The sequence below is a fragment of the Nostocoides sp. genome, from assembly GCF_037045025.1.
Taxonomy (GTDB): Bacteria; Actinomycetota; Actinomycetes; order Actinomycetales; family Dermatophilaceae; genus Nostocoides_A.
The window spans coordinates 58,653-75,201 of record NZ_JBAOHM010000003.1 but is presented as its reverse complement, the minus strand read 5'-3'; the positions used below and the strand labels follow the sequence as shown (position 1 = coordinate 75,201).

The following is a 16,549-nucleotide window of genomic DNA, read 5'->3' as shown; positions in this document are numbered from 1 at the left end:
TGATGGGTTCACTCGAAGGATGCCCGGTGGCCGTCGTGTCTCCCGGGAAGGACACGAACAACCACCGGCCTCGTACACCAACGTTACGGACTCAACTAGCCGTGATCTCAACCCGTCCTTGAAAGACTAACTCCCCTGATCAGCTCGCGCTCGCTCAGTCTGTCGCTGCCATCCCGGATTTGGACCAGGTCGGTGAGCAGATCCTCGCCGGGATGGCGGCGCCGCACGACCGACTCCAGCCCATCTGTGGGGGTACCGACCCGGTGGGCCGCTGCTTCCCAGCAAGGCCCGCGGGCACGCCGGCAACCGGCGGCTGCACTCCAAGTGGGTGCAAATTCGATGCCCGGAAGAAGCAGTCCACCATCGCCAACGTCGCCATCGCCCGCGAACTGGCCGGCCGGTGCTGGTACTTGGCCGTCATGGACGACTAACCCCGGCCACCAGGGAACCGTGACCCCTGTCCAGGTGACTGGGTGGCAGCGCCTGCAACGACCCGCGATCTGGCCATGAGCAACTGTCCTGCAACGCTTTCCGCCGAAGGACGGCGACGCTCGCTCTCGAGGCAAGCGGAGGACAGTGGCCACCACCCGATGCACTTGACAAACATGCCCCCCACTTCAGCCAGCGCGTCGGCTGTGGATCACCAGTTCGGTGGAGGAAAGCTCAACGCGGTCTGCGAGTTCGAAGGCAGTCTCGATCTCCGCGAGGTGCGTACTCAGGAGCGCCAGCGATTCAGCGTTTCGGATGCTGCCCGTCGTCACTTCCAGCAGTCTGCGCGGCGTGCCGCGGAGGATGTGGCTGTCGCGGAAGTCAGTGTCCTTGCTGACGACGATCCGGTCTTCGGCGTCGGCCAGGTGGCTGATGGTGCTGTCCGTGGTGCGATTGCGATCGGGAAGATCAAGGGTGTGGACCGCGTCGTGGCCAGCCTCAGCTGGGGGCGTGGGCGACGCGAACAGGCAACTGGGCGTCGATAAGGAACTTCACGCAGCGCCAAGGGGAAGGCGTTGGCCGCTGATCGTGAGTGCCCCGTACTCAAGGGCGGCGAGGAGGTCTTCGCGCTCTAGGTCCGCATAGTCGTCCAGGATCTCCTCGTAGGTCATGCCGGATGAGAGCAGCCCGAGGAGCATCGAGACCGGGTATCGCAGGCCGCGCACCACGGGCTGACCATGGCAGATCTCCGGGTGGGAGGTGATGCGGTCCAAGCGGGACATGGCGCAAGGATACTGAGGTCGGCGCGGGGAACCCCAGCAACCTAACGAGAAAACAACCTACGCGAGTCGTCCTCAGGTCGAATCGGGCCGGCGTTGTCCCAATCGATCAGCGCGTAGTGGGGCGCGGGGCGGCCAAGAACCGGGCCCGAGCCAAGCCCCTCTGGTGGGGTTGGATGGCGGGATGCAGGCGTGGCGGCAGGCGTGGCAGGAGGCCCTGTATGGGGCTCGGGGCTTCTACCGGCTCGGCGCCGGGCCGGCCGGCCACTTCGCGACCTCGTGCCACGGCGCTCTGGGCGGGGTTTTCGCCGAGGCGATCGCCCGGTTGGCCGAACGGGAGGGGCTGACGACGATCGTCGACGTGGGCGCCGGCCGCGGGGAGTTGCTCGGCCACCTGGCCCGGCAGCCCGGCCGGGCCGAGCGGCTGATCGGCATCGACGTCGTGCGGCCAGCCGAGCTGCCCGGCGGGGTGGAGTGGCGGCTGGCCGCCGGGGGACCCGACCCGCCGGACTTAGGTGGGCTCGGCCCGGCGCTGGTGATCGCCAACGAGTGGCTCGACGTCATCCCGTGCCCAATTGCCCAGATCGACGACTCCGGACGGCCGCGGGAGGTCCTCGTCGGGCCGGACGGGACCGAGGCGCTCGGAGACCCGCTCGGCGCCGCCGACCTCGCCTGGGCGCAGCGGTGGTGGCCTCCCACTGCGCCCGGGAACCGGGTGGAGGTCGGTCGTCCCCGGGACGAGGCGCTCGCCGGCCTGCTCGCCAGGCTCGACACCGGCCTGGTCGTGGCCATCGACTACGGACACCGCCGCGGCGAGCGGCCACCCGGCGGGAGCCTGACCGGATACCGCGACGGCGTCCAGGTCCCGCCGACCCCCGACGGCACTTGCGACCTGACCGCGCACGTCGCCGTCGACTCCCTCCCCCACGACCGGCTGCTGCGCCAGCGCGACGCGCTCGGCGAGTTGGGGCTGGGGGGCGAGGCGGCGGCATACGAGATGGCGCGCAGCGACCCGCCCCGGTATCTCGCCGCGCTGGCCCGCTCGAGCGCTCTCGCCGCGCTGCGCGGGTCGGGCCTGGGTGACTTCTGGTGGATCGTCAACCGCGTGGGCTGAGCACCAGCCGCTCGAAGCCGCGCAGCACGAACGTCGGGCGGCGCTCGGCCGCGACGAGCGCCAGCCGCGGATAACGAGTGAGCAGCACGCGCGTCGCGATCTGCATCTCCAGGCGGGCCAGCGGCGCGCCGATGCAGAAATGGATCCCGAGCCCGAACGCCAGGTGGGTGTTGGGCGTGCGGTGTGGGTCGAAGCGATCGGGATCGGCAAACACCTGCGGATCCCGGTTGGCCGCCCCGAGCAAGGCAATCGCCTTCTGCCCGCGCGCGATCCGCACGCCGCCGATCTCCAGATCCGCCGTCGCGGTGCGCTCGAAGAGATGCAGCGGGCTGTCGTGGCGCAGGAACTCCTCGACGGCCAGCTCGATCGCGGCCGGGTCGGCGCTCGCCAGCGCCGGCTTGCCCGCCGCCAGCCACGAGTGGATCCCGTTGCCGAAGCCGTTGACGCTCGCCTCGTGCCCGGCGTTGAGCAGCAGGACGGCGGTCGCGATCAGCTCGCGCTCGCTCAGTCCGTCGCTGCCGTCCCGGATTTGGACCAGGTCGGTGAGCAGATCCTCGCCGAGATGGCGGCGCCGCTCGCTCGCCAACTCCTGGACGTATGCCGCGAACTCCCGGCACGCGACCCGCGCCTCCTCCTCCTGGGCCGGCGTCCGGTCGACCTCGTACATCTTGACGATCGCCTGACTCCACGGCCGCAGCAGTTGCCGGTCGATATCGGGGAAGCCGAGCAACTCGGCGATGACCAGGACCGGGAGCGGCTCGGCATAGGTCGCGATGAGGTCGAAGCTCGCGCGGGCGTCGGTGGCGTCATCGAGCAGCCCGGCCGCGAGTTCCTCGACCCGGGGCGCGAGCCGCTGGACGTGGCCGCGGCCGAAGGCGCCGGCGACCAGCCGCCGCAGCCGGGTGTGTTTGGGTGGCTCGGAGTCGAGGATCGAGTCGGCGTGCAGCCAGTTGAACGTCTCCCAGTCCGCGGCCGGCTCGCGGGCGGCGAAGATCCGTCCCAGGCGCCGCTCCCGCAGCACCGCTGAGACGGCGGCATGCGAGGTGGCCACGAACGCCTGCAGCCCCTCGTGCCAGGCGAGCGGGGCGGCCGCGCGCTGGCGGGCGTAGGCGGCATACGGGTCGGCGATGAAGGCGGGGTCGGCGAAGTCGAGCAGATCGGCGGTCACGGGCATCAGCTTCGCGCACCCCCTGGTGCGAGCGGGCCCGGTGGGCGAGACTCGAGCGATGACCAGCACCCGACCGCTCTCGGCTCTCGCCGCCGGATTGCTCATCGCGGCGCTCACCTCCACGACCGCGGCCACCGCCGCCGCACCCGCCGAACGCCTCTGCCGCGCCGGCCCCCACCGGGTGGGGCAACACCGCCGCGACCAAACTCGGGCAGTGCCGCCTGCTGTGAGTGGCGACGTCCTAGCATGGGCGAGGTGAGCGCCTCCACGACCGGGTCCGAGCTGACCGTCGGTGTGGGGGCGGGCGGGCTGGCGACCGCCGACATGGTGCTCAACATCGGACCGCAGCATCCAGCCACCCACGGGGTGCTGCGGCTGCGGATCGTCCTCGACGGCGAACGCATCGTCAGCGCCGAGCCGATCATCGGCTACATGCACCGGGGCGCGGAAAAGCTCTTCGAGGTGCGCGACTACCGCCAGATCATCGTCCTGGCCAACCGGCACGACTGGCTCTCGGCGTTCGCCAACGAACTCGGCGTCGTCCTTGGCGTCGAGGCCATGCTCGGCATGGAGGTCCCGGTCCGCGCGGTCTGGGCGCGCACCCTGCTCGCCGAACTCAACCGGGTACTCAACCACCTGGTCTTCCTCGGCTCCTATCCGCTGGAGCTCGGCGCGATCACGCCGGTCTTCTATGCCTTCCGCGAACGCGAGGAGATCCAGGCGGTCCTGGAGGAGGCCTCCGGCGGGCGGATGCACTACATGTTCAACCGGGTCGGCGGGTTGAAGGAGGATCTGCCGCTCGGTTGGCTGGGCCGGGTCGCGGCCGCGATCGCCGCGGTGCGCCGTCGCCTGCCCGACATCGAGTCCCTGCTCGTCGGCAACGAGATCCTGATCGCCCGCACCCGCGGCGTCGGCGTCCTGTCCCCCGAACAGATCCGCGGCTACGGCGTCTCCGGCCCGATCGCCCGCGCCTCCGGCGTCGATGTCGACCTGCGCCGCGACGCCCCCTATCTCGCGTATGCCGAGTTGTTCGCCCCCGGCGGTCCCGGCCGGGTGGTCACCCGCACCGACGGCGACTGCCTGGCCCGGCTGGAGGTGCTGCTGGAGCAGGTCCACGTCGCGCTCGACTTGGCCGAGGCGTGCGTCGAGCGCCTCGGGATGCTGCCGCAGGGCCCGGTCAACGTCAAGCTCCCCAAGGTGCTTAAGGTGCCCGAGGGCGATCTCTACACGGCGACCGAAAACCCGCTGGGCTTCAACGGTTATTACCTGGTCTCGCGCGGGGAGAAGACCCCGCACCGGCTCAAGCTGCGCTCCGCGTCGTTCAACAATGTCGCCGTGCTGCGCGAGATGCTGCCGGGGTGCCTCGTCGCCGACATGGTGGCGATCCTCGGATCGATGTTCTTCGTCGTGGGAGATGTGGACAAATGAGCGCGATGGACCCCGCCAGCTTCACCGCCCCGATCGAGGAGCAGGTCGCGATCTTCATCGACGATCATCGCCGGGCGCTCGGCCATTGCCTCGACGGGCTCACCGAAGAGGAGGCCCGCACCAGCCTGGTGCCGTCGCTGACCACGCTGCTCGGGCTGGTCAAGCACGCGACGATGGTCGAGCGAGTGTGGTTCGTCGAGGCCTTCACCGGGGCCAGCCGCGCCGAACTCGGCATCCCGCTCACCGTCGACGACTCCTTCACACTCACCGAGCAGGACACGATCGCCACCGTCTCGGCGGGGTATGCCGCGGCCTGCGCCACCTCGCGCACCGCGCTCGCCGGGCGCGAGCTCGATGAGGTCGTGACCGGCAATCGTCGTGGCCCGCTGCCGATCCGGTGGATCCTGCTGCACGTGTTGCGCGAGCTGGCCCAGCACTGCGGGCACGCCGACATCCTGCGCGAGCAGCTCCTCGCCCGTCGCGCGGCGTCTTCGCCTCAGACTCGCTGATCGCCGGCGGCCACCGGCGCCGACTCCAGGCGTTCCCCGAAGCGGCGGTCCTTCAGCCGCAGCAGCGGCTGCTCGACCACCCGGTAGGACGCCGCGGTCACCACGAGCGTGACGCCGATGGCCAGGACGCGCCGGGCGAGCGCCGGTCCGGCCGTGAGCTGATGCATGGCCAGGCTGAGGATCGGGAAATGGTAGAGGTAGAGCCCGTAGGAGCGCCGCCCGAGCCAGACCAGCGGGCGAGCGCCCCACCAGCCGCCGCGCCCGTCCGGGCCGGCCACGGTGGCCAGCACGACGACCACGGCGAGCAGCCCGGCCAGCCCGCACGGCCCGGTGACCAAGGCTTCGGGAAGCCTGCTCGGCAGGGCCAGCAGGACGAGCAGCGCCGCCGAGGCGAGGACAAGGACGGCCGGGCGCGCCCGATCCCACGCCGGCCGGGTGGGGCGGCGTTGCAGGACGATCGCGATCACCGCTCCCCAGACGATCGGCACCCCCCGGGCATACGAATCCCGGACCGCGTCGGCGACCGGCCAGCGCACGATCAGCAGCGCCGCGGCCACGGCGATGACGACCGCGCCCCACCGGCGCCGTCCGGGGCGCCCCGAGAGCAGCAGCATCAGCGTCGGCGGCCAGATCAGATAGAAGTGTTCCTCGATCGCCAGCGTCCAGGTGTGCTCCAGGAGCGGCGCGGGCCGGCCGAGGTAGATCCACCAGTTCGAGACATAGCCGAGCGCGGCGACGGCGGCCGGCGCCACCCGGTCGGCGCGGTGGGTGAGCACGCCCAGACCGATGACGCCGACGCAGGCGAGCAGCAGCGCGGGATACAGCCGCAGGATCCGGCGGGCATAGAAGCGCCCGAGGCTGACCCGGCCGCGGGCGGCGTGTTCGCGCAGCAGCAGCGAGGTGATCAGGAAGCCGCTGAGCGCGAAGAAGACGTCGACCCCGGCATACCCGTTGGCGAACCACAGCTGGGCGTGGAAGAGGACAACGGCCGCCGCAGCCACTCCTCGCAGGCCGTCGAGTCCGGCCCAGTGCGCGCGCTCCACGAGCGGACAGCTTAGGCCGGGCCGGTCAGCCTTCTCGGGGAGGCTCGTCCGTGGGTGGCGGGATGCGGCACCAGCTTTGGGCCAGCATGCCGCAGCCCAGCACGAGCAGCCCGGCACCGATGCCGATCGCGAACCGCCACAGCAGGCCCGAGACCGCGTTCAGATCACGGTCGGGCAACAGCGCGACCACCTGACCGGCATAGAAGCCGACCAGGGCGGCACCGGTCAGCGCGGCGGCCTGGGCGAGCGCGAGCGTGCGGGCCGCCCGGATCGGACTGAGTTCGGCCTTCAGACCGCGCTGATAGGCGCGCACCGCCGAGCCGAACCACAACACCAGCCCGCTGATCGCGACCAGCAGGGCGACGGTCAGCCACGGGACCCGCGCCGGGAAGTTGCCCGCGTCGATCCAGCGCTTGGTCAACAACGCGGACAAGATGGCGATGAACACCGCGAACACGACCGGCACCCGCCACCGCAGGCCGCTGTCACGCGTCCCCATCGTGGCCTCCTGCCGTCCAGACCGCTCCCGACCAGACCGGTCCCGGGCGCACGCCGGTGGGATCGATCGATTGCGTATGCCGCGCCAGCGCCACCACGTTCGCGCCGACGCGAAGCCGCGCCGCGGGGTCGGCGTCCAGCCACGGGAGCAGGACGAAGGCCCGTTCGTGGGCGCGGGGGTGCGGCAGGGTCAGCGCCGGGTCCTCGGCGCGGCCTTCGGTGGGGGTGCCGGGCGTGCCGAACTGGATCAGGTCGAGGTCGAGCGTGCGCTCCCCCCAGCGGACTGCGCGGATCCGCCCGTGGCGGGCTTCGATCCGGTGCAGGGCGGCCAGCAACTCGGCGGGGGCCAGCGCGGTCGAGCCGACGACGACCGCGTTGAGGTAGTCGGCCTGCTCCGGGCCACCGACGGGATCGGTCTCCACGAGCCGAGAGATGCGGGTCAGGGTCACTCCGGGCTCGGCGGCCAGGGCGCGGACAGCGCTCTCCATCGTGGCGACCCGGTCGCCGAGGTTGCTCCCGAGCGCGACGACAAAGGCGCTCGCCGGCGCCCGCGCGACGCGCACCGCGACATCGGCGAAGTCGTGGGCGATCGGTGCGCCCGGCTTGTGCACCGTGACCTCGACCCGGCGCACCCCGGCAAGCCCGGCCGCGTCCGTCGCGATCGCCTCGGCGAGAGCCTCGATCAGGTCGTATGCCGGGCCGGTGATCCGCGCCATCGCCAGCTCGGCCAGCGTGCCGTAGTCGACGGTGTCGGCCAGCGTGTCGGACGCGCCGGCGGCGCGGAGGTCGACCTCGAGAACGATGTCGACGAGGAAGTCCTGGCCGTCGCGTTTCTCATGGTCGAAAACCCCGTGGAAACCCCGGCCACGCAGCCCGGTGAGGGTGATTGTGTCGCCGGTCGCGCTCATCGCCCGTCCTCGGATTCGCCGCGCCATGCGCGGCGGACAGCGAGGGCGTCCCGGGTCGCCACCACGTCGTGCACGCGGACCCCCCACACGCCGGCGTCAGCGGCATAGGCGCTGGTGACCGCCGTGGCGATGTCGCGGGCATCGGCGGGCCGGATGGTCTGCTCGTCGCGGCCGGCCAGCCCGAGGAAGCGCTTGCGGGAGGAGCCGACGAGCACCCGGTGGCCGGTCGCGACGAGGTCGGGCAGCGCACGCAGCAGCGCCCAGTTGTGCTCGGGAAGTTTGGCAAACCCGAGCCCTGGATCGAGGATGATCCGCTCCGGCGCAACACCGGCGGCGGTGAGCGCGGCGACGCGGGCGGCGAGTTCGCGGCATACGTCCGCGACGACGTCGTCGTAGTGCGCGCGGGACTGCATGTCCACGCTGTGCCCGCGCCAGTGCATGGCCACGAAGTCGACGCCGGCGGCCGCAACCACCTCGGCCATGGCCGGATCTCCCAGCGCGCCGGAGACGTCGTTGACGATTCTGGCCCCCGACGCGACCGCCGCCTGCGCGACCGCGGCCCGCATCGTGTCGATCGAGACGACAACTTCCGCGCCGGCCAACTCGGCGACGACCCGCAGGATGCGGCGCATCTCCTCGGGCTCATCGGGGCGCAGGGCACCCGGACGGGTGGACTCGCCGCCGACGTCGATGATGTCCGCGCCCTGCTCCCACAACCGCAGGCCGTGGGCGATCGCCGCCTCCGGGTCGAACCAAACGCCGCCGTCGGAGAAGGAATCGGGCGTCACGTTGACCACGCCCATGACCAGCGGGCTGGTCACCGATCCCCGCTGACCAGCAGCGACATCGCCTCGGACCGGGTGGAGGCGTTCTTGGCGAGCGATCCGCGGACCGCGGAGGTGATCGTGCGGGCCCCGGGCTTGCGGACCCCGCGCATCGACATGCACAGGTGCTCGGCCTCGATGACGACGATGGCGCCGAGGACCTGGAGGTGTTCGACGAGGGCGTCGGCGATCTGCCCGGTCATCCGTTCTTGGACTTGGGGCCGGCGGGCATAGACGTCGACCAGCCGGGCGAGTTTGGACAGGCCGGTGACCTTGCCGCCACGGGGGAGGTAGCCGATATGAGCGACCCCGTGGAAGGGCAGCAGGTGATGCTCGCAGGTGCTGTACATCGCGATGTCCCGGACGATGACCAGCTCCTGGTGGTCGACGTCGAACTTGGTCGCCAGCACCTCGGCCGGGTCGGAGTGCAGGCCCGCGAAGGCCTCGGCATAGGCCCGGCCGACCCGGGCCGGGGTCTCCCGCAGGCCTTCCCGGTCGGGGTCCTCGCCGATGGCGGCGAGGATCTCGCGGACGGCCGCCTCGATGCGCGCCTGATCGACCGCGCCCATGCTCAGGCGTGGCCGTCGGGGTCGACCGGCGCGCCCTCGGGGGTCTCGATCACCTGGGTGACGGGAGCGTCCTGGGCATAGGGCGAGGCGCCGACCTCGGCCGCCCGGTCGATGGCGGCCTCGGTGGAGCGGTCGCCCGGGTTGGGGACCGCACCGGCGGGCGCACCGGAGCCGTTGAGTGCGGCCTGCTCGGCCGCCGTCAGCACCGGCGGCTTGTCGGAGAGCAGCCGGTGCTCGGCCGACAGCCAGGTCGCGCGTTCCGGGCGCTTGCGAACGTGCTTGAAGACCTCGGCGATGTCCTTGTGGTTGAGGGTTTCCCGCTCCAGCAGTTCCAGGACGAGGTTGTCGAGGATCTCGCGGTTGTCGTTGAGTGCGTGCCACGCCTCGTCGTGGGCGGCCTCGATCAGGCGGCGCACCTCCTCATCGACGATGCCGGCGACGTGCTCGGAGTAGTCGCGCTGGTGGCCGTAGTCGCGGCCGAGGAAGACCTCGCCCTGGGACTGGCCGAGCTTGATCGCGCCGACCCGCTCGGACATGCCGTATTCGGTGACCATCTTGCGGGCCATCGCCGTGGCCTTCTCGATGTCGTTGGCGGCGCCGGTGGTGGGGTCGTGGAAGATGATCTCCTCGGCGACCCGGCCGCCGAGGGCATAGGCGAGCTGGTCGAGGATCTCGTTGCGGGTGGTGCTGTATTTGTCGTCGCTCGGCAACACCATCGTGTAGCCGAGAGCCCGGCCGCGAGGCAGGATGGTGATCTTGTTGACCGGGTCGGTGTGGTTCATCGCCGCGGCGACCAGGGCGTGACCGCCTTCGTGGTATGCCGTGATCTTGCGTTCCTTGGCGCTCATGATCCGGGTGCGCTTTTGCGGACCGGCCATCACCCGGTCGATCGCCTCATCGAGGGTGGCGTCGGTGATCAGGTGACCGGAGGAGCGGGCGGTGAGCAGGGCCGCCTCGTTGAGGACATTGGCCAGGTCGGCGCCGGTGAACCCGGGGGTGCGGCGCGCCACGGCGAGCAGGTCGACCCCGGGGGCCATCGGCTTGCCCTGGGCGTGCACCTCGAGGATGCGGTGGCGGCCGATCATGTCGGGCGCCTCGACGGCGATCTGCCGGTCGAAGCGGCCCGGGCGCAGCAGCGCCGGGTCGAGGATGTCGGGCCGGTTGGTGGCGGCGATCAGGATCACGTTGGTCTTGACGTCGAAGCCGTCCATCTCGACCAGCAACTGGTTGAGCGTCTGCTCGCGCTCGTCGTGACCGCCGCCGAGGCCGGCGCCGCGGTGGCGGCCCACGGCGTCGATTTCGTCGACGAAGACGATCGCCGGGGCGTTGGCCTTGGCCTGCTCGAACAGGTCACGCACCCGAGAGGCACCGACACCAACGAACATCTCGACGAAGTCCGAGCCGGAGATCGAATAGAACGGCACGCCCGCCTCGCCGGCGACGGCCCGGGCGAGCAGGGTCTTACCGGTGCCGGGCGGGCCATACAGCAACACGCCCTTGGGGATCTTGGCGCCGACGGCGAGGAACTTCGCGGGCTCGGCGAGGAACTCCTTGATCTCCTGCAATTCCTCGACGGCCTCATCGACCCCGGCGACGTCGGCAAAGGTGACCTTGGGGGTGTCCTTGGAGGCGAGCTTGGCGCGGGATTTGCCGAACTGCATGACGCGGGAGCCGCCGCCTTGCATCTGGCTCATCATGAACCAGAACAGCCCGATCAAGATGATCAGCGGCAGCAGCGAGAACAGCAACGACCCGAGCACGCTCGGGTGCTCGATCTTGTCGTTGTAGTTGTCGGGGACGTTGTCGTTGACCAGGGTGACCAGGGCCTCGGCGCGGGCGTCGATGAACTCGGTGCGCACCTTGGTCGCGTCCTTGACGCCGTCGCCGGAGTATTTCTGCCCGTCCTTGAGCGTCAGGTCGAGAACGTTGTCGCTGGTGAAGCGGGCCGAGGCGACCTTTTGCTCCGAAATCAGCTGCTCAGCCGCCGAGGTATCGATCCGGGCAAAGCCGCCGTCGCCGTTGAAGGAGAACAGGACGACCATGAGCGTGAGCATGGCCATGACCCACAACAAGGGGTTGCGGAAAAGTCGCTTGGCATTCATCGATTCGGCTGGCCGAGAGGGGGCCCACTCCTTGTCGGGTCGTGGCATCACCGCCTGGCGGCGGACGGTTGGGGGACGACGCTACACCGATGTGGTGACAACCGGCTGACGCCGTCCGAAGGCAGCAACGCGCGACGAGGGCCCGGTTGTTCCGCGGCGTTTCGGGCCTTAGGAGTAGACGTGCGGCGCGAGGGTTCCGATGACGCGCAGGTTGCGGTAGGCCTCGGCGTAGTCGAGGCCATAACCGACGACGAAGTCGTTGGGTATCTCGAAGCCGACCCAGCGGCAGTCGATCTCGACCTTGGCCGCCTCGGGTTTGCGCAACAGGGCGCAGATCTCGACGCTGGCCGGTCCCCGTGACTTCAGGTTGGCCCGGATCCAGGACAGGGTCAGCCCGGAGTCGATGATGTCCTCGACGATCAGCACGTGCCGGCCGGTGATGTCGGTGTCGAGGTCTTTGAGGATGCGCACGACACCGGATGACTTCGTGCCCGACCCATAGGAGCTGACCGCCATCCAGTCCATCGGGGCACTGCCGGGCATCGCCCGCAGCAGGTCGGCCATGACCATGACGGCACCCTTGAGGATCCCGACGAGCAGGAGGTCCTTGCCCTCGTATTCGGCCCAGATCTCGGCGGCGAGTTCGTCCAGGCGAGCAAGGATCTCCGTCTCGGTGATCAGGACCTTCTCCAGATCGGCACCCATGTGCGCGGCGTCCACGGGATCAGTCAACCGCAGGCCGGGGGGTGATGACCACCTGGCCATCGCGTCGGTGGACACTGAGGCCACCGGGGATGGCGATCGCTCCCTGCCCCCGCCAGCGGGTCAACAGCCGGTCGCAGGCGTCGGTATGCCGCAGGGCCAGCCCACCGGCCGGGGCACCGGCCGCGATCAGCCCGGCCCGCCAGACCCGCCCGCGGATGGCTGGTTCCAGGGCGGCGAGGGCCGGGACCGGCCAGGGGGGCGCGCCCAGCCGCTCCAGCGCTTCGCCCGCCTGGGCATCGAGGTAGTCGGCGTCGACGCGCGCCAGGGCGGCGGTGCGGGCCAGGGCGGCGCCGATGGCCGGATCGACCCGCTCGGTGAGGTCGGCGAGCAGGCGCCGCACGCGCACCCGCGCAAAGCGGTCGTCGGCGTTGTGCGGGTCGTTCCACGGGGTCAGTCCCAGTTCGGCGCAGCTGGCCGCGGTGTCGGCCCGGGAGAGCCTCAGGAAGGGGCGGCGCAGCAGGCCGCGGGCCGGCGGCATACCGGCAAGGGAGCGGACGCCGGCGCCGCGGATCAGGCCGAGCAGGACCTGCTCGGCCTGGTCGTCGCGGGTGTGGCCGAGCAGGATGGCCGCGGCGCCGAGGTCGGCCGCGGCGGCGCCGAGGGCGGCATACCGGGCGCCGCGGGCGGCGGCCTCGGGTCCGTCGCCGGTGCCGACCGGCACATCGACCGAGACGATCTGGACCGGACCTAGGCCAAGCCTTCGGCAGTCTTCAGCCGCACGCCTCGCCACCTCCCATGACCCGTCCTGAAGCCGGTGATCAACGCAGACCGCTCCCGCGCTGACGCCGCGCCGCTCGGCCACCCAGGCCGTGGCGGCCGCGAGCGCGAGCGAGTCCGGTCCGCCGGAGCAGGCGATAAGCACCTGGCTGCCCGCGGGCAGATCGGCGAGCGCCTCGCGCACCGCGGCCCGGCACGCCATGCTCGCCGGCTCGCGCATGGGCCGACCCTATGCCGCGCCGTGACCTGGGTGGCTCACTCCGGGCTTCCTGGCGTCGGCTCCGGCTGGGGTGGAACGTGCAGCCAGGCTCGCAGTTGCGAGACCTCTTCCGGAGAGGCATCCCCTGCCACGGATGCCTGCCCGAAGACGCGGGCCTCGAGGGCCCGCGCAACTCATCCGCGGACGGCGGATTCGTTAGGCCTAAGGGGTCCGAGTGGCGAAGCTTCGCACCGATTTAGGACTTCGTTAAGGACTGCCCGCTGCGCCGCTCCTAGCGTGAACGACAAGTCACCGGCCGATCCACAGCGCATCCAGGAGCACCGATGCCCAGCATCATCACCACCGAGAAGCTGTCTCGGACCTTCTCCAACCAGGGCGTGCAGCAACACGTCCTGAAGAACCTCGACCTGCACCTCGCCGCCGGGGAATTCACTGTCATCATGGGCCCGTCGGGGGCGGGCAAGTCCACGCTGCTCTACCAGGTCTCCGGCATGGACCGCCCGACCCTCGGAGAGATCACCTTCGCCGGCACGCCACTGTCGGGCCTGTCCCAGGACCAGTTGGCGCTCTTTCGACGGGAGCACTGCGGCTTCGTCTTCCAGCAGATCCACCTGTTGGACTCAATGAGCGCGCTCGACAATATCCTCGCCGTCGGGCTGCTGCGCCGCCGCCGCGACCGCCGCGCGCTGGTCGCGAAGGCGCGCGACCTGGCCGCCTCGGTCGACCTCGACCCGGTGCTGCTGGAGAAGTTTCCGAGCATGCTTTCCGGTGGGGAGAATCAGCGGGTTGCGCTCGTCCGGGCGCTCGTCAACGACCCGGACGTCCTGTTCGCCGACGAGCCCACCGGGCAGCTGAACTCCACGAGCGGCCAGGCCGTCCTCGACCAGCTCACCCGGGCCAGCCAGGGCGGCCAGACCGTCGTCATGGTCACCCACGACCTGCGCTCGGCCCTGCGCGGCGAGCGGATCCTCTATCTGCGCGACGGGACGATTCACGGCGATCTGCCGCTGGCGGCATACGACCTCGCCGCCGGGGACACCGACGACCGGCTGACCCGGCTGCGCGGCTTCCTCACCGAGATGGGGTGGTGACCATGGCCGTCACCGCGATTCTCGTGCGGCGGGCGACCCGCAAGCACCGGGGACGGTTCGTCGCGCTCTTTCTTCTTGTCCTCGTCGCCGCGCTGCTGCTCGACATCGCGATCCTCAGCGGCAGGCAGTATGCCGAGAACACCCGCGAGCGGGCTCGCGCCCTGGACACCCCCGACCTCGCCCTGCTGATCGCCGATCGGTCGGCGGCCACGCAGCTGGCTGACGGGCTCGGCCGTGACGATCGGGTCGCACAGGTCACGACGACGGCCGTCGGCTGGCGCACCGCGCAACTGCGAATGGGCGGCGGCACGACCTCGACGCTCGTCGTCTACACCGACATCGACCACGCCGCGACCCTCGGCCGCTGGCGCGTCCTCGACCAGGCCACCCCGGCCATCACGAACGGCGTCTACCTGCCCTACCGCTTTGAAGCGGGCGGCGACTACCGCATCGGCGACTCGGTGACGGTCGGCGGCCCAACCGGCGGGACGGCATACCGGATCCAGGGGTTTGTGGAATATCCGATGCTCGGCTCGGTCTCGCTCGGGGCGGTCGGCATCGGCATGCACCACGACCAGTTCGCGGCCCAGCTCGCCGCCGGTGGCACCTCCCCGGGATGGTTGATCCAGGTCGGGCTCGCCGACGCCGCGGACATCCAGGCGGTCTATACCCAGGCCAATGCCCAGCTCGCGAGCATCGACGACGCCGCCGGGCAGCAACCCTCCCGGGTGATCACTTTGTCGCTGCCGGACCTGGTCACCACCGGAACGGTCAGCTCCAGCTTGTATGCCGCGTTGTTCACCGCGTTCGCCATGGTCATCGCGCTCGTCGTGTGGGCGGTCATCCGGTTCCTGCTGCGCACCACCGCCGTCGAGGAGTTGCCGGGGATCGGGACGCTGAAGGCGATGGGCTACACCTCGGGACAGGTCATCCGCGGCTTCGCCGCCCCCTATGTCGCGGTCGCGTCCGCCGCGGCCGTGGCCGGCATCGGGCTCTCGTATGCCGTACTGCCGGTCTTCGCGGGCAGCCTCGCCGCGCAGAGCGGGGTGCCCTGGCAGCCCCGGTTCAGCCCGCTCGCGGCCGCGCTCACGCTGCTCCTGCTCGTCGGCGTCGTGCTCGTCGTCTCCGCGCTGTCGGCCCGGCGGGTGCGCCGCATCGCCCCGGTCGACGCCCTGCGTGGCGGGCTGGCCACGCACAACTTCCGGCGCAACCACCTGCCGTTGGCGGCCTCCCGGGGCCCGGTCGACCTCGTGCTCGGTGTCAAGGCGCTGCTGCAGGCGATCCCGCGCTCGCTGCTCGTCGCGACCGTGGTCGGGCTGGTCAGCTTCGCCGGCGTCTTCGCGGCCGGGTTGAACCGCAACGCGGTGCAGGACCCGCAGGCCTTCCGGGACCTGGTCATCGGCGAGATGGAGGACGTCGTCGTCCTGCTGCCGCGCGGCGATGACGGCCGCGCCCAGCTCGCCCGGATCCAGGATGTGCCCGGGGTGCGCACCGCGGCGTTCGTGGACTACCGCAACGCCACCGTCGGCGACCTCACCGTGCAGCTCAAGGTCGCCGACTTCGCCGGTCTGCGCAATGTCGGCCTGTATGCCGGCCGAGAGCCCCGCGACGGCGAGGAGGTCGCGGTCGGCGGCGCCCTTGCCGGCGCCCTCGGCAAGACGATCGGCGACAGCATCGAGGTGTCCACGCGCGGGCAGACGGCCTCCTATCTGATCACCGGATTGACCCAGTCGGCCCGCTACACCGGGCGCACGGTCGATATGACCTCTCCCGGGTTCGACCGGATCGCCCCGGACACCCTGCCGGTCTCGATCGCGGTCTACCTCGACCAGCCCGCGGACAGCGGCGCCGCCGTCCGGCGGATCGAACAGGCGGTCGGGCAGCAGGTCGCCGCGGTGATCGACCAGCGCAGCAGCATGGACAGCCAGCTCTCCGTCTTCTTGACGATGATCAAGATCCTCGCGCTGATCATCGTCGCTCTGACGATCGTCGTGCTCTTCTTGGTGATCGGCTTGGTGATCGACACGCTGATCGCCGCCGAGCGCCGCGCCCTGGGGGTGCGGACGGCGCTCGGGTTCACCAGCCGCGACCTGACGGCGCAGACACTGACGGCGGTGCTGCCGGCGATCCTCGCCGGCGCGGCGCTCGGGATCGCGGCGGGTGTGGTGGCGATGAACCCGCTGCTGTCGCTGCTGCTGCGCGGCCTCGGTATGGTGCGCGTCGGCTTCGTCGTGACGCCCGCTGATGTGATCGTGCTCGGCCTGGGGATCGTCGGCTGCGCCCTGCTGTGCCTGCTGGTTGCCGCCCGGCGGCTGCGGCGCATCCAGCCCACCGAGCTGCTGGCGTGATCACCGCTGCCGGGCATGTCTGGGGTATTTCGTGGGG

17 protein-coding genes are annotated in these 16,549 nt (G+C 70.8%); 6 read left to right on the top strand and 11 right to left on the bottom strand.

From position 1 onward, the window contains the following. Nucleotides 1–179: 179 nt before the first annotated feature. Nucleotides 180–431: a hypothetical protein gene (locus V9G19_RS00490; RefSeq protein WP_462283537.1), complete on the top strand. Its 252-nt coding sequence runs from the start codon at nucleotides 180–182 to the stop codon at nucleotides 429–431. 186 nt (nucleotides 432–617) lie between these two features. Here V9G19_RS00490 and V9G19_RS00485 read toward each other — a convergent pair whose 3' ends face one another. Continuing rightward, nucleotides 618–956 (bottom strand): DUF5615 family PIN-like protein, encoded by a 339-nt coding sequence (locus V9G19_RS00485; RefSeq protein ID WP_462283875.1) that lies wholly within the window; start codon nucleotides 954–956, stop codon nucleotides 618–620. Nucleotides 957–980: 24 nt separating this feature from the next. Continuing rightward, a complete protein-coding gene (locus V9G19_RS00480) occupies nucleotides 981–1,211 on the bottom strand; it encodes a DUF433 domain-containing protein (RefSeq protein ID WP_462283536.1) in 231 nt (76 codons plus the stop codon). A 181-nt stretch (nucleotides 1,212–1,392) separates the two neighbouring features. Here V9G19_RS00480 and V9G19_RS00475 point away from each other — a divergent pair, with 181 nt between their 5' ends. Further along, nucleotides 1,393–2,322: an SAM-dependent methyltransferase gene (locus V9G19_RS00475; RefSeq protein ID WP_462283535.1), complete on the top strand. Its 930-nt coding sequence runs from the start codon at nucleotides 1,393–1,395 to the stop codon at nucleotides 2,320–2,322. On the opposite strand, the gene V9G19_RS00470 is transcribed toward V9G19_RS00475, so the two are convergent. Beyond that, complete coding sequence (locus V9G19_RS00470) at nucleotides 2,306–3,625, bottom strand: cytochrome P450 (protein ID WP_462283534.1); 1,320 nt, start codon at nucleotides 3,623–3,625, stop codon at nucleotides 2,306–2,308. The genes V9G19_RS00475 and V9G19_RS00470 overlap by 17 nt on opposite strands. Nucleotides 3,626–3,814: 189 nt before the next feature. Here V9G19_RS00470 and V9G19_RS00465 point away from each other — a divergent pair, with 189 nt between their 5' ends. Both V9G19_RS00465 and V9G19_RS00460 read left to right on the top strand, forming a co-directional pair. Continuing rightward, nucleotides 3,815–4,918: an NADH-quinone oxidoreductase subunit D gene (locus tag V9G19_RS00465; protein WP_462283874.1), complete on the top strand. Its 1,104-nt coding sequence runs from the start codon at nucleotides 3,815–3,817 to the stop codon at nucleotides 4,916–4,918. Beyond that, a complete protein-coding gene (locus V9G19_RS00460) occupies nucleotides 4,915–5,427 on the top strand; it encodes a DinB family protein (protein ID WP_462283533.1) in 513 nt (170 codons plus the stop codon). Before V9G19_RS00465 ends, V9G19_RS00460 begins: the two co-directional genes overlap by 4 nt. On the opposite strand, the gene V9G19_RS00455 is transcribed toward V9G19_RS00460, so the two are convergent. From V9G19_RS00455 to tilS, 8 genes are all read right to left on the bottom strand, one after another. Beyond that, a complete protein-coding gene (locus V9G19_RS00455) occupies nucleotides 5,415–6,470 on the bottom strand; it encodes an acyltransferase family protein (RefSeq protein ID WP_462283532.1) in 1,056 nt (351 codons plus the stop codon). The genes V9G19_RS00460 and V9G19_RS00455 overlap by 13 nt on opposite strands. A 25-nt stretch (nucleotides 6,471–6,495) precedes the next feature. Beyond that, nucleotides 6,496–6,969, bottom strand: coding sequence for a DUF3180 domain-containing protein (locus tag V9G19_RS00450; protein WP_462283531.1), 474 nt, complete (start codon nucleotides 6,967–6,969; stop codon nucleotides 6,496–6,498). Continuing rightward, complete coding sequence (gene folK, locus V9G19_RS00445; RefSeq protein WP_462283530.1) at nucleotides 6,956–7,876, bottom strand: 2-amino-4-hydroxy-6-hydroxymethyldihydropteridine diphosphokinase; 921 nt, start codon at nucleotides 7,874–7,876, stop codon at nucleotides 6,956–6,958. Before folK ends, V9G19_RS00450 begins: the two co-directional genes overlap by 14 nt. Further along, nucleotides 7,873–8,679 carry a dihydropteroate synthase gene (gene folP / locus V9G19_RS00440; protein WP_462283873.1) on the bottom strand — a complete coding sequence of 269 codons (807 nt, stop codon included), beginning with the start codon at nucleotides 8,677–8,679 and terminating at the stop codon, nucleotides 7,873–7,875. Before folP ends, folK begins: the two co-directional genes overlap by 4 nt. A gap of 14 nt (nucleotides 8,680–8,693) precedes the next feature. Next, complete coding sequence (gene folE / locus V9G19_RS00435; RefSeq protein ID WP_462283529.1) at nucleotides 8,694–9,269, bottom strand: GTP cyclohydrolase I FolE; 576 nt, start codon at nucleotides 9,267–9,269, stop codon at nucleotides 8,694–8,696. Nucleotides 9,270–9,271: 2 nt separating this feature from the next. Continuing rightward, complete coding sequence (ftsH, locus tag V9G19_RS00430; RefSeq protein ID WP_462283528.1) at nucleotides 9,272–11,371, bottom strand: ATP-dependent zinc metalloprotease FtsH; 2,100 nt, start codon at nucleotides 11,369–11,371, stop codon at nucleotides 9,272–9,274. 168 nt (nucleotides 11,372–11,539) lie between these two features. Then, nucleotides 11,540–12,091 carry a hypoxanthine phosphoribosyltransferase gene (hpt, locus tag V9G19_RS00425; protein WP_462283527.1) on the bottom strand — a complete coding sequence of 184 codons (552 nt, stop codon included), beginning with the start codon at nucleotides 12,089–12,091 and terminating at the stop codon, nucleotides 11,540–11,542. A 4-nt stretch (nucleotides 12,092–12,095) separates the two neighbouring features. Next, a complete protein-coding gene (tilS, locus tag V9G19_RS00420; RefSeq protein ID WP_462283526.1) occupies nucleotides 12,096–13,073 on the bottom strand; it encodes a tRNA lysidine(34) synthetase TilS in 978 nt (325 codons plus the stop codon). A gap of 323 nt (nucleotides 13,074–13,396) precedes the next feature. Between tilS and V9G19_RS00415 the strand changes: the two genes are divergently transcribed. Both V9G19_RS00415 and V9G19_RS00410 read left to right on the top strand, forming a co-directional pair. Continuing rightward, a complete protein-coding gene (locus V9G19_RS00415; RefSeq protein ID WP_462283525.1) occupies nucleotides 13,397–14,164 on the top strand; it encodes an ABC transporter ATP-binding protein in 768 nt (255 codons plus the stop codon). 2 nt (nucleotides 14,165–14,166) lie between these two features. Next, on the top strand, nucleotides 14,167–16,512 hold the full coding sequence (locus V9G19_RS00410; RefSeq protein ID WP_462283524.1) for an FtsX-like permease family protein: 2,346 nt from the start codon (nucleotides 14,167–14,169) through the stop codon (nucleotides 16,510–16,512). Nucleotides 16,513–16,549 lie beyond the last annotated feature (37 nt).

Excerpts from the sequence above, each read along its gene's own strand:
- V9G19_RS00465 (WP_462283874.1), top strand. The coding sequence starts at position 3,815 with ATGGTGCTCAACATCGGACCGCAGCATCCAGCCACCCACGGGGTGCTG.
- V9G19_RS00410 (WP_462283524.1), top strand. The coding sequence starts at position 14,167 with ATGGCCGTCACCGCGATTCTCGTGCGGCGGGCGACCCGCAAGCACCGG.
- V9G19_RS00450 (WP_462283531.1), bottom strand. The coding sequence starts at position 6,969 with ATGGGGACGCGTGACAGCGGCCTGCGGTGGCGGGTGCCGGTCGTGTTC.
- ftsH (WP_462283528.1), bottom strand. The coding sequence starts at position 11,371 with ATGAATGCCAAGCGACTTTTCCGCAACCCCTTGTTGTGGGTCATGGCC.
- folK (WP_462283530.1), bottom strand. The coding sequence starts at position 7,876 with ATGAGCGCGACCGGCGACACAATCACCCTCACCGGGCTGCGTGGCCGG.
- folE (WP_462283529.1), bottom strand. The coding sequence starts at position 9,269 with ATGGGCGCGGTCGATCAGGCGCGCATCGAGGCGGCCGTCCGCGAGATC.
- V9G19_RS00480 (WP_462283536.1), bottom strand. The coding sequence starts at position 1,211 with ATGTCCCGCTTGGACCGCATCACCTCCCACCCGGAGATCTGCCATGGT.
- V9G19_RS00415 (WP_462283525.1), top strand. The coding sequence starts at position 13,397 with ATGCCCAGCATCATCACCACCGAGAAGCTGTCTCGGACCTTCTCCAAC.
- tilS (WP_462283526.1), bottom strand. The coding sequence starts at position 13,073 with ATGCGCGAGCCGGCGAGCATGGCGTGCCGGGCCGCGGTGCGCGAGGCG.
- V9G19_RS00475 (WP_462283535.1), top strand. The coding sequence starts at position 1,393 with ATGCAGGCGTGGCGGCAGGCGTGGCAGGAGGCCCTGTATGGGGCTCGG.
- folP (WP_462283873.1), bottom strand. The coding sequence starts at position 8,679 with ATGGGCGTGGTCAACGTGACGCCCGATTCCTTCTCCGACGGCGGCGTT.
- V9G19_RS00460 (WP_462283533.1), top strand. The coding sequence starts at position 4,915 with ATGAGCGCGATGGACCCCGCCAGCTTCACCGCCCCGATCGAGGAGCAG.